The sequence below is a fragment of the Nostoc sp. WHI genome (assembly GCF_015714725.1).
Lineage (GTDB): Bacteria > Cyanobacteriota > Cyanobacteriia > Cyanobacteriales > Nostocaceae > Nostoc.
This window is the reverse complement of record NZ_WBKM01000252.1, coordinates 1-12,455: the sequence shown is the minus strand read 5'-3', so window position 1 is coordinate 12,455 and position 12,455 is coordinate 1. Positions and strand designations below refer to the sequence as shown.

Annotated in this window: 11 protein-coding genes; 2 read left to right on the top strand and 9 right to left on the bottom strand. The window is 42.0% G+C overall.

Translation table 11 applies throughout. The features are described from left to right. Window positions 1–18 precede the first annotated feature (18 nt). A complete protein-coding gene (gcvH, locus tag F8S12_RS25965; RefSeq protein WP_196519173.1) occupies window positions 19–408 on the bottom strand; it encodes a glycine cleavage system protein GcvH in 390 nt (129 codons plus the stop codon). Window positions 409–532: 124 nt separating this feature from the next. Next, a complete protein-coding gene (gene gcvT, locus F8S12_RS25960; protein ID WP_196519172.1) occupies window positions 533–1,666 on the bottom strand; it encodes a glycine cleavage system aminomethyltransferase GcvT in 1,134 nt (377 codons plus the stop codon). A 183-nt stretch (window positions 1,667–1,849) separates the two neighbouring features. Between gcvT and F8S12_RS25955 the strand changes: the two genes are divergently transcribed. Continuing rightward, window positions 1,850–2,347, top strand: coding sequence for a pentapeptide repeat-containing protein (locus tag F8S12_RS25955; protein WP_196519171.1), 498 nt, complete (start codon window positions 1,850–1,852; stop codon window positions 2,345–2,347). Between the two features lie 334 nt (window positions 2,348–2,681). On the opposite strand, the gene rppB is transcribed toward F8S12_RS25955, so the two are convergent. From rppB to F8S12_RS25925, 6 genes are all read right to left on the bottom strand, one after another. Further along, window positions 2,682–4,061 (bottom strand): two-component system sensor histidine kinase RppB, encoded by a 1,380-nt coding sequence (rppB, locus tag F8S12_RS25950; protein ID WP_196519170.1) that lies wholly within the window; start codon window positions 4,059–4,061, stop codon window positions 2,682–2,684. Then, window positions 4,048–4,752 carry a two-component system response regulator RppA gene (gene rppA, locus F8S12_RS25945; protein ID WP_196519169.1) on the bottom strand — a complete coding sequence of 235 codons (705 nt, stop codon included), beginning with the start codon at window positions 4,750–4,752 and terminating at the stop codon, window positions 4,048–4,050. The genes rppB and rppA overlap by 14 nt, the downstream gene beginning before the upstream one ends. Window positions 4,753–4,788: 36 nt before the next feature. After that, window positions 4,789–5,265, bottom strand: a complete 477-nt coding sequence (locus F8S12_RS25940; protein ID WP_196519168.1) for a hypothetical protein — start codon at window positions 5,263–5,265, stop codon at window positions 4,789–4,791. Window positions 5,266–5,441: 176 nt separating this feature from the next. Beyond that, the gene (locus F8S12_RS25935; protein WP_196519167.1) at window positions 5,442–8,558 is read right to left on the bottom strand and encodes an efflux RND transporter permease subunit; all 3,117 of its coding nucleotides are present in this window, start codon (window positions 8,556–8,558) and stop codon (window positions 5,442–5,444) included. A gap of 2 nt (window positions 8,559–8,560) precedes the next feature. Further along, window positions 8,561–10,222: an efflux RND transporter periplasmic adaptor subunit gene (locus tag F8S12_RS25930; RefSeq protein ID WP_196519166.1), complete on the bottom strand. Its 1,662-nt coding sequence runs from the start codon at window positions 10,220–10,222 to the stop codon at window positions 8,561–8,563. A gap of 204 nt (window positions 10,223–10,426) precedes the next feature. After that, window positions 10,427–10,621, bottom strand: coding sequence for a hypothetical protein (locus F8S12_RS25925; RefSeq protein WP_196519165.1), 195 nt, complete (start codon window positions 10,619–10,621; stop codon window positions 10,427–10,429). Window positions 10,622–10,704: 83 nt separating this feature from the next. On the opposite strand from F8S12_RS25925, the gene gatB reads away from it, so the two are divergent. Continuing rightward, entirely contained in the window at window positions 10,705–12,180 is a 1,476-nt protein-coding gene (gene gatB / locus F8S12_RS25920) for an Asp-tRNA(Asn)/Glu-tRNA(Gln) amidotransferase subunit GatB (protein ID WP_196519174.1), read from the top strand. Window positions 12,181–12,244: 64 nt separating this feature from the next. Here the strand turns inward: gatB and F8S12_RS40970 are convergent. Then, a partial coding sequence (locus F8S12_RS40970) for a hypothetical protein (RefSeq protein ID WP_230968280.1) occupies window positions 12,245–12,455 on the bottom strand: 211 nt, incomplete at its 5' end.

The following is a 12,455-nucleotide window of genomic DNA, read 5'->3' as shown; positions in this document are numbered from 1 at the left end:
CCCCTTGTCCCCTACTCCCTATTCCCCTTCTACCAGGGCGCGATACTCATCCGCAGTCAAGGCATCTTCAACTTCATCGGCGTCATTGACGCGCACTTTCAAGAACCACCCCTCACCGTAAGGATCATCTGTTACTTGTTCGGGAGATTCAATCAAGGCTTCATTGCGTTCTATAACTGTTCCTGTTACGGGTGAATTTAGGTCTTCAACGGCTTTCACTGATTCAATTGTGCCAAAGTTTTCTCCCCTGGTAATGGCGTCACCAATTTCTGGCAGTTCCAAAAACACGATATCACCCAATTGATCTACGGCAAATTCAGTAATGCCAATGGTGGCAATTTCACCATCTAGTCGCACGTATTCATGAGAATCCAGGTATCTGAAATCTTGAGGATATTCAAAGGACATATCACTTCCTCTCCCTTATCAAAAAAATTATTGTCTCAACAGTCATCCAAGCCATATTTGGTAATGAACCTTACTGTACATTGAGTAACTCACAACACATTATTCCTCAAAACCTCGGCGCTTATCAGGCGACACGATTTTTTGACCTATAGAAGGGACGTTTAACCACAACTGCTGGATAAGCTTTGCCGCGAATTTCTACTTCTACCTGCTGACTGACAGTTGCTAACTGGGTGGGAACGTAGGCTAAAGCAATGGGATAACTAAGTGTAGGCGACAAAGTGCCACTGGTAACTTCTCCTACGATTTTACCTGCTGATAACACTTGGTAGCCGTGACGGGCAATGTTACGTCCTTGTGTTTGCAAACCTACCAATCGGCGCTGCACTCCAGCAGTTTTTTGCTGTTCCAAAACCGTCCGACCAATAAAATCGCCTTTGGTATCTAAATGAACTAGCCACCCCAAACCTGCTTCTAATGGTGTGGTGGTGTCATCGATATCTTGCCCGTAAAGTGCCATCGCTGCTTCTAGCCGGAGGGTATCTCTCGCACCGAGTCCACAGGAGACAACACCAGCATTATGGAGACTTCGCCACAATTCTATCCCTACATCAGGATCTACCATCACCTCAAAGCCATCTTCTCCGGTGTAACCTGTGCGGGCTAGGAAGGCAGGTTTACCTAGTAGTGTTGCTTCTAAATGTCCGAAGGCTTTGATTGGGTGTAAGTCTTGTTGCACTAAGGGTTGAAGATATTTAATAGCTTTTGGGCCTTGCACGGCAATTAAGACTTTATCTGGTGAAATATCTTGGAATTGCACCTTATCTAAGTCAAGGTGTTGCAATAGCCATGCTTTATCTTTACCACAGGTTGCCGCATTGACTATGATAAATGCTCTCTGTGTACCAGTGGTGTCTTCACCTTGGTAATAAACTATGATGTCGTCAATAATTCCAGCTTGGGGATTTAACAATACGGTGTATTGAGCTTGACCAGGTTGCAACCGACTCAAGTCTGAAGGCACTAGAGGCTGGAGTTGGGAAATGAGGTTTTTACCTTGGAGGGTAAATTTGCCCATGTGGGAAATATCGAACATCCCGGCTGTATTTCTTACAGCCTCGTGTTCGCGGCTAATGCCACTAAATTGCACGGGCATTTCCCAGCCGCCAAAGCTGGTAAGGCGTGCTCTGAGTTCTACACCCAATTGATATAAAGGGGTTCGCGCCAAGGATTGGGCGTTGTCTTCTTGATTAGCCACAGGTAATTATTATGCGATCGCACCTCAACATCTATCATCCTACGAGAGATTAGGGAAGAGGTGACAGGGGACAGGTAATAGGAAATAATCTCTACCCTGTAACCTGTACCCTCATCCCCTTATCCCCTGCTGTGAGGTTTAATAGTTAATGGTGGAAGTGTTGAGATTTGTTAAGAAGACATTATGAAATATTGGCGATTTTTAGCTAGCTTTGTCTTAGCTATGGTTCTTTTTTTGTTTCCCCTATCGGCGCAAGCCGCCAGTTCTTCCAGTATTACCCGTTCTGTGGGTAATGATCAACTTCAGAGCAAGGATTACTCTGGTCAAAGTTTAGTTGGCACTGAGTTTACCAATGTCAATTTAAAGAGTGCTAAATTTACCAATGCTAACCTACGTGGTGTCGTATTTAACGGTACATTATTGGATGGTGTAAATTTGCATGGTGCTGATTTTAGTGAAGGCATAGCCTATCTAACAAGGTTTAAGGATGCTGATTTAAGTGATGCTGTGTTAACCGATGCAATGATGCTGCGTTCTATTTTTGATGAGGTGGATATCACAGGTGCTGATTTTACAAATGCAATTTTAGATGGGATAGAAGTGAAAAAACTCTGTGTTAAGGCAAGTGGTGTGAATTCTAAAACTGGTGTGGATACTCGCAATTCTTTAGGATGTAAGTAGACCCTTACCCCTCTTCTTCGCTGATGGAGAGGGGATATTATTTTAAAGTAATTTGTAATTCGTAATTCGTAATTAAAGATTGTTACATAAGGAGATTTAGACCGAGACTTGCGCCACGTTATAGACGTATCCATTTGAGGAAGTAATATCAAGTTCGGCAAATCACTTACGATATGTCATTGCGAATGCAACGAAGTGAAATGAAGCAATCGCAAGGTTTTAGGATTGCCGCGCTTCGCTCGCAATGACATAAGTATTAAGCCGAACATGATATAAGCTACACGCAGCGTCTCCAATAGTTGGGGAATTAAACTCAAAAATTACGAATTACGAATTAGTTAAATGGGTAAGTAGAGCGTACACTATCGAGTCGGCGAACATCGAAAGGTAACTTAATAGTAAAAGTGCTGCCTTTACCGAATTCACTTTGCACATCTATACTACCGTGGTGTGCCTGGACAATTGCTTGAGCGATCGCTAATCCTAATCCAGAACCGCCAGTGCTACGGGAGCGATCGCTATTCACTCGATAAAAGCGGTCAAAAATCCGAGTCAAATCCTGCTGCGGAATACCAATACCCGTATCTTGAATTTGAATTATAGCGTAATGATCATTACGTTCTAAGCAAACAGTCACCTTTCCTGTTTGTGGCGTGTATTGAATTCCATTGACAATTAAATTAGAAAACAAGCGATAAAGCTGATCTGCATTACCAATAACATCCAAAGGAGTTGACACCTGTACTGAAGATATTAGCGTTACATCAGATGCGATCGCTAATGCTGCAAATTCTTCTATTAAGTCGTTAACAATATCATCCAAGCAGCAAATGTCTCGTTGCATTGGCGCAGGTTGACGATCCAGGCGAGTTAGTAATAGTAAATCTGTAACAAGGGTTGTGAGTCGCTGATTCTGACGCTGTAGAGTTTGCAGAATATCGCGTGCTTCTATTTCATCCAGTTGAGGCATTAAAAGCGCTGATTCTACTGTCGCTTGTGTTGCTGCAAGAGGTGTCCGCAATTCGTGTGCGGCATCTGCTGTAAATTGTTGGATTTGTCTATATGAGCGATAAATTGGTTGCATTGCTAATCCTGCTAACCACCAACTAGTAATACCAACCAGAAGCATTACCATTGGTAATCCGAATCCTAAAATGAGTTTCACAGCAACAAGATAACTATTGAAGTCTGCGAGACTTCGCCCTATTTGGATATAACCCCAATCGCGGTTTTCTTTAGTGTGTAAAACAAAGGAAATCTGGTGGTAAAAGTTTCCTTGGTTGTCTTTGAGAGTTTGCCAAAGTTCCTTATTAAAAACTAAGGGCAATTGCTCTGGATAAGTACCTGCGATCGCAATTAAGCGCCCTGAATTATCAAAAAAACGTACATAGTAATTGCTTTGGTTGATTGCGCTTAAAATATGACGTTTGGGATTTGCCTGCTCTTGAATGCAGCTAGTACCAACTATACAAATATTTGGTACTAGCTGTTGTATAACTGGTTCTAGTTGACCAGGTTGCTGTAATTTCAATTCAATACTATCGTGCAACGTTCCGGCAACAGACTCCAATTCTCGGTCTAATGTCACCCAATGGGCATGGGAAATTGCTCTATAAATGCCGAATCCGCACAGGCTTAAAATAAAAGCCATGACGAGTGCATACCACAACGCCAATCGAAAACGGGTCTGCTTAAATAGTTTATTTTGATTCATTGGTGAGATTGAAACGATATCCCATACCATGCAAAGTTTCAATCATATTCTCGCAACTACTATTGGCTAGTTTGCGCCGCAGCAAACGCATTTGAGCAGCTACAACATTACTTATGGGTTCCGCAGTTACCTCCCAAAGCTGATAACGAATTTGTTCAGTGGTAACAATTTGGTTCGGGTGTTTCATCAAATACTCTAATAATTGAAATTCTTTATTAGTTAAGAAAATCTCTTGTTTATTCCCCACATTGTTTTGACCAATAACTATATTGTTGCCGTAATCTAGAGTCAGGTTGCCAACAGTTAATTCCTGTGGCTGAAATTGGGGCGATCGCCTCTGCAATGCCCGCAACCTAGCCAATAATTCTGCCATGCCAAATGGCTTTATTAAGTAATCATCTGCACCTGCATCCAGCCCAGCAACTTTATCTTCCATTCTGTCTTTAGCTGTCAGCATCAGTACAGGCAAAGAACTTTTGTAAAGACGTAACCTTTTACATAACTCTAATCCTGATATCCCAGGTAACATCCAATCGAAAATAGCTAATGTGTATTGCGTCCAGCTATTTTCTAAATATGCCCAAGCATCAGTACCATCTGTTACCCAATCAATCAAATATTTCTGCTGCGTCAGAGTTCGCTTAATAGCAACGCCCAAATCTGGTTCATCTTCAACTAATAGCACCCTCATACTCTCATATAATCCATAAACTGTAGCTTTCAGAAATTATTGATTAAAACTAAAACGCCCATTTATCTTTTCGCCTTTCATGTCTGCACTAATTTTTACCTGATACTGACCAGTTAATTTTCCTGTTAATAAACCTGTATAGTGTTTATCTTTTTCATCATAGGTAAAAGCAACTGTTTTCTGTGTACCATCAGGTAACTGAACTTGAGCCGTCACTTGAGCATTAGGTATTGCCTCGTGATTGCTTCCTTTTTGTAAATAGAAGTCCATGTGAGTTGCATTAGCTTCTTTCTCAGGGACAAATTCTAAATGATAAGCTCCCGTTTCTACAACTTGACCCCCGTGAGATTCGCCATGCTGTCCCTCAGTTTTAGCCGATGAAGTTGGGGATTGAGTATTTAAGCTAGAAGTAGCTGGACTGTTTGTATTAACTCCTTGATTCCCATTACTACAAGCTCCTAATAAAAGCAGTGCTGCACTTAAAATAATCAAATTAGATTTGAGTAAATTCATTGATTTATTCCTCAATTAAAATCATTCAATAATCCGAAAAATCATCGTAGTAGAGACTAAAAAGTTATGGCTAAATTTTACGTATTGAAATTTAAAACTCCTTATCCTCTCTGCGTCTCTGCGTCTCTGCGTGAGAAAAATCATCCCGCAGCTATGCAACCCCAAAAACTACTGCTTTAATATGCTCCAACTGGTTTACCATTATCTACAACTGTCATAGCCCGTTTAGGCAGCAAAAGCTTGCCAAAGTTAGCATATAAAGCTGGTAATATCATTAAAGTTAAAGCCGTAGAAGTAAACAAACCACCTAGCACCACTATCGACAGTGGTTGCAAAATTTCTTTACCAGGGCCGCTCTCAACTATCAAAGGTGCTAATCCTAAAGCTGAGGTAAAAGCTGTCATTAAGATGGCATTGAGCCTTTCCATTGTCCCTTTTATCAAAACTTCTTTTATTGGCATTCCTTGAGCAAATTTGGTGTTGTAATTATCCACAAGTAACAAACCATTGCGGGTAGCAACTCCAAATAAAGTGATAAAGCCAACCAAAGAAGCAATAGAAATAACGCCACCAGTCAAAGCTACCGAAAATACTCCTCCCACCAAGGCTAAAGGTAAGTTAATCATAATCATGGCGGTAGAAGGGATGGATTTGACAGAAAGGTACATAATTATTGTAATTACGACAAAGGCGATCGCACTCGAAATTAAGATATTCTGAGTTGCTCTTTCTTCTGCCTCAAACTGTCCCGCATACTGAATATAGTAACCAGAAGGTGGATGTACTTGTTGATTAACTTTATCTCTAACTTCGTTAACGATAGAGCGCAAATCTCTACCATTAGCGTTAGCAGAAATAACAATCAAACGGGATACATTTTCTCTGTTGATAGTATTAGGCCCAGTACCATTTTCAATTGTGGCAACTTGTGCTAAAGGAATTTTTTGTCCATTAGGACTATCAACTAACAAATTACGAATAGTGTCTAGGTTTTGCCGTGCATCTGACTTTAACCACACAACTAAATCGAAAGTTTGTTGTTTTTCTAAAACTTGAGATACTACTCGTCCATTGAGAGCAGTTTCAATAATTTCGGAAAGTTTACCTACTGTCAAACCATACCGTGAAGCCGCAATTCGGTTGAATTTAATTTGTATTTGTTCAATCGGTATTTGGGGTTCTAGTTGTAAATCTACAATCCCGTTCACAGTTTTCATTACATCATCAACTTCCTGTCCAATGGTGCGGAGTTGTTCTAAGTCGGGGCCGAAAATTTTGACTGCGATCGCACTCCTCACCCCAGACAATACCTCATCCATACGATGCGAGATAAAACCGCCAATATTTGGCGCTACTCCCGGTAATTTAGCAAATTCCTCCCGTAACTTCTCAATTGTCCCCTTCCTATCTTTCATCCCTGCGTCGCTTAACTCAATATCCAAATGTCCTAAATTCACCCCGGCTGCATCCCCGTCTCCTGGCGCACGTCCAGAACGCAACTGCACATAAGGAAATCTAGAGTCTCCCTTGAGTGCGTGCTGAAGTGTTTCACCAGCTGCATTAGTAGCTTCCAGAGAAACCCCCGGATAAAGAGTTAGAGTATTTACCAAAGTTTGCTCTTGAAACTCTGGTAAAAATATTCTGCCAAAGGAAGGGACAATTACAGTAGCAGCCACCAAACTAGCGATCGCAGCACCTATAATAATTCCCGAATGCCGCAGAGAAAATGTTAATAAAGGATAATAAAGTCTCTTAAAAAATCTCGCTACCCAAGGTTCTGTTTCTGGCAAACGACCATAAGGTAATAAGATTGCACATAAAGCCGGAGTCACCGTCAACGCTGTGATACTAGAGGCTATAACTGCTGCCATATAGCCTAATCCCATTGGGATAAAAATGCTGCCTTCTACACCAGCTAAAGCAAAAACTGGGGAGAACACAACTATGGTAATGATGGTAGCTCCAAATACCGAATCGCGTACCTCTTGACAACCATCAAATACAACATCTAAAACCGGACGCGGGTTAGGTAAATATTTATTTTCTCGCAGGTTACGGTAAACATTTTCAGCATCAACAATTGCATCATCAACGGCTGAACCAATTGCGACTGCTAACCCTCCCAAAGTCATAGTATTTAAACCTTGTCCAAACCAATTTAGTAATAGCACTCCTAATAATAAAGATAAAGGAAGGGCAGTTAAACAAATAGCTAGGTTACGCCAATTCATCAAAAAAGGAATTAGAATTAGAGCAACAATAATACTACCTTCAATTAAAGCCTCTCTAACATTTTCAATAGAAGAATCAATATAGTTTTCTTGTCGAAAAGTAGGTGTGACTTTGATATCTTTGGGTAAACCGGCTTGAATCTCTAACATTGCCGACTCTATGGCACGGGTGACAGTAGGAGTATCGGATTGAGGCTGTTTATTAATCATGACAATAACTGCCTTTTGACCATTAAAACTGCCATCACCCCGTTTAATAGCCGCACCAATTTGCACATCAGCGATGTCTGAGATATTGACAGGCGTACCATTACGAGCAGTAATTACTGATTGCTGTAATTCTTCGATAGATTCAATTCGCCCAATTCCCCGAATTAACTTTTCTCGGTCTGGAGTAATTAAATAACCACCAGGAGCGTTGACATTAGCAGCAGATGCAGCTTGCTCTACGTCTTCTAAAGTGACATTAAAGGCTCTTAGCTTCGCTGGATCAACTAATATTTGATATTGGCGAACATCGCCACCATAGGCCACTACTTGACTAACGCCAGGGACAGCTAAAAGGCGGTTTGTCACTTGCCAATCAACAATGCGCCGCACTTCCATTAAAGAAGTATTTTCTGATGTAAAAGCGTATTGTAATACTGTCCCAATGGGAGAACTTGTAGGGGAAATTTGCGGAGTTTCTACTCCTGACGGCAGCTTACTTTGAGCTTGTTGTAATCGCTCTGTTACTAGCTGACGAGCTTGATAAATATCAGTTTCCCAGTTAAAAATGACTTTTACAACAGAAATTCCAGCTGCTGAAGATGAGCGTACTGCTGTCACTCCAGGAGTACCGTTAATTGCACTTTCAATTGGTAAAGTTACCAGAGATTCTAATTCTTCGGGAGCGAGTCCTGGTGCTTCAGTTTGAATTTCAACTTGGGGTGGTGCAAAGTTAGGAAAAACATCCAAGGGCATTTGGATAATCGTCCGAAATATCCAAATTGTGAGGATAATTGTACCAAGAATAACCAACCAACGGCGAGCGATCGCCCACTTAATAATGGCACTCAGCATTGTTATTTCTGAATATTAATTTCTGAATCTTTACTCGTCACAGGATGGTTATCATCTTGTTGTGCGGAACTATTTAGAGCTTCTCCCATGACGTAGGTTTCTGTCGTTAATTGATATTGATATTTGCCGTGACGATCAGCCCAGAAAGTACCTGCCATAAAAGCTACAGTAGCTAGTGCAGATCCTCCCACTGCTGCAATCCACCAGGGTACTGGGAAGCTAGGCGTTTTAACTTCTGTTGTTTGTGCAGGAGTTTCCGTGTGTTCGTCTGCTTTTTTCTTGGTATCACCCCGTAAAGATTGAGCGTAAAGTTGCGGTGCACGTTGGGTAACTATTAAATCACCCTCGAATAAGCCACTCTTTACTTCAACTGTGTCCCCAGAGGTTTGACCTAAGATAACTTCAACAGGCTGATAGGCGTTACCATTTTGCAGATAAACCTGTTTTTTGCCATTTGCTTCTACCACAGCCGCACTCTTAATTGCCAAGATAGCTGACGATGTTTGATTTGTAAAAACTTCTAGTTCTGCAAACATTCCAGGCTTGAGAACTCCACCTGGGTTATCTATTTCGGCTTTAACAGGCACAATGCGCGTATCGTCTGCTACTACAGAACTAATTACCGCAATTCGTCCGCTAAAGGTGCGGTTAGGTACAGAAGCCACTTTCAAGCTTACTCGTTGACCAGTTTTAACTTTATCTAAATCTTTTTCATAAATATTCGCTGTGGCAAAAACGCGGCTGTCATTGACAATTGTCATTAACTTGCCACCCGCGTCTTCAAATGTTTGACCGAGAGTAACTTCTCTATCAGCAACCTTGCCGGAAATGGGAGCAGATACCGTCACTAATCCTTGAGCATTAGCGCGGTTTCCTAGTTGAGAAAGGCGGGTTTGATAGGTGGTGTTACTAAGTTGGATTTTTGATTTGGCTAGATCAATAGATGACTGAGCCGTTTTGAGTTTAGACTCAGCTTCGATAACATCGCGGCGGCTATTAGCTGTAGTTAGTTTAGTTTTAGCTTCTGCTAGCTGTGTTTGAGATTCTAGGGCTGTGCGACGTGGCAAAGCACCAGAATCAGCTAACTGTCTGTCTTTGTTATACTTTTCTTGAGCATAAGATACTTGGCTCTGTGCTTGAGCTATTTCAGCTGCGGCTATTTGCTGATAGCGATCGTAATTTTGTTGGGCTAGTCTTAAGTCGGCTTGGCTGGAGCGCAAATCAGCTTGACCTTCTGCCAATTTTTCCTGGGAGTTAACCCGCAGTTCTACTAAGTCAGGACTAGATACAACAGCTACGGGTTGACCTTTTTGAACATTTGCACCGGGTTCTACTAATAACTCAACCACTTTTGCCCCGGAAATTGGGGTAGTCACTTCCACTTTTTGGTTCGGTAAAATTTCAATTTGTCCGGTGGTTTTAATACCAACAGCTAATTGTTGGCGTTTAACTGGCTCAACTTTAATTCCTAACCGTTGGGCAGTTTGAGTATCAACTTGAATGGAATTAGTTGCTGGGGTGGCTTCACTTCCTCCTTGAAATTCATTTCCGTGTCCGCCGTGGGCTAAAACTACTATGGAACTTGCCAATAACAACAAGCTTGCAAGTGTACCAGAAACACAACGCATAGTTACAATTAGTTGGAAACGCAGAGAGTTGGGCATCGCTATTAGAAATCCTGAAGTATGAAATTAAAGGAACTGCGATCGGGTATTTAGTATTTGGTAAATAAAGCTGACTTTTTTTTGGACATTATTCTGCATCTACATTCTCAGTCTTTCATCTCAAAATGAAATTGGCATGAAATTAAAAGCTGATTGCGATATTTAAGCTTCTGAGGGTGAACGTTGAGCTTCTGAGGGTGAACGTTAAGCTTCTGAGGGTGAACGTTGAGCTTCTGAGGGTGAACGTTGAGCTTCTGAGGGTGAACGTTGAACTTCTGAGGGTGAACGTTGAGCTTTTGAGGGTGAACGTTGAGCTTCTGAGGGTGAACGTTGAGCTTCTGAGGGTGAACGCAATACGGTTTGGTTAAAAATATTTTCAAGATCAAGAGGGTAAAGCATTGCTCACCCAAATAACCGTCTTCAGGGCAACTCAATACGCCGCTACAATAGTAGCCTAAGAAGGATTATGCACAAAGACTCATATTATGACTACTACGACTGTAAAAACTGAGTACGAAGCGATTATTGGTCTAGAAACCCATTGTCAACTGAGTACTAATACCAAGATTTTCTCTAATAGTTCTACGGCATTCGGTGCTGACCCTAATACTAACATCGACCCGGTTTGTATGGGTTTACCTGGGGTCTTACCTGTACTAAATCAAAAAGTATTAGAATACGCCGTCAAAACTGGTTTGGCACTAAATTGTCAGATTGCTAAATATAGCAAATTTGACCGTAAACAGTATTTTTATCCTGACTTACCCAAAAATTACCAAATTTCTCAATATGACCTACCGATCGCTGAACATGGTTGGTTAGAAATTGAGTTGGTAGATGCTGAGGGTAATCCGACTCGCAAGCGCATCGGCATCACCCGTCTGCACATGGAAGAAGATGCTGGAAAATTGGTACACGCCGGCAGCGATCGCCTCTCTGGTTCTACCTATTCTCTGGTAGACTACAACCGCGCAGGTATCCCATTAGTAGAAATTGTCTCGGAACCTGACTTGCGTTCTGGAATAGAAGCTGCTGAATATGCTGAAGAATTGCGCCGAATTGTCCGCTATCTCGGCGTGAGTGACGGCAATATGCAAGAAGGATCTCTGCGCTGTGATGTCAATATCTCTGTGCGTCCGGTGGGACGAAAGGAATTTGGCACCAAGGTAGAAATTAAAAACATGAACTCGTTCAACGCCATTCAACGGGCGATTGACTACGAAATTGAGCGACAAATCGCCGCCGTTGAAGCAGGCGATCGCATTATCCAAGAAACTCGTCTGTGGGAAGAAGGCTCTCAACGCACAATTAGTATGCGCGTTAAGGAAGGTTCTAGCGATTACCGCTACTTCCCCGAACCAGATTTAACACCCATTGAGGTGTCGAATGCCCAATTAGAGCAGTGGCGCAGCGAACTACCAGAACTACCAGCCCAAAAACGTCATCATTACCAAAATGAGTTGGGGCTTTCGATTTACGATGCGCGAGTCTTGACAGAAGATCATCCTGTATCCCAGTATTTTGAAGCAGCGATCGCATCTGGAGCAAATCCGAAAGCTGCCGCAAACTGGATTACTCAAGATATTGCAGCACACCTCAATAAGCAAAAACTCAATATTACTGAAATCGCCTTGACTCCCACCAATCTTGCTGATATTATTACCAGGATTGAAACGGGTAAAATTAGCAATGCCCAAGCTAAAGAAAAGCTGCCAGATTTGCTCAGTGGTATTTCTCCTGAAAAAGCCTTTGCTGGTCAAGAACTAATCACCGATCCTAGTGTCCTGGAACCCATCGTTGATGAAGTCATCGCCGCCAATCTCAAAGAACTAGAAAAGTATCGCAACGGTAACACTAACCTCAAAGGCTTCTTCGTTGGGCAGGTTTTGAAAAAGACAGGCAAACGTGCTGATCCGAAGCTGACTAACGAATTGGTCGAGAAAAAACTGAACGCCTAGTATACGCTTGCGCGGAATTCAAAATGAATACAGCGCAAGCGTTTCATTAATTTGGATTGTTGGGTCAATACGGTTCGGGTAAAATCCTAAGAGGTTGATTATTACGTTCCAGTTTTGAGAATAATGTCAAAAACAAGGGTGTTGGGTGTAGGGGGTAGGGGGTAGGAAATAAATCAGGGTGTAGGGGGTAGGGTGTTGGGTGTGGGGTAGGAAATAAATCAGGGTGTACTTGGGTGTACATAAATAAGAGAGTTTTTTCTTTTGACCCTACACCC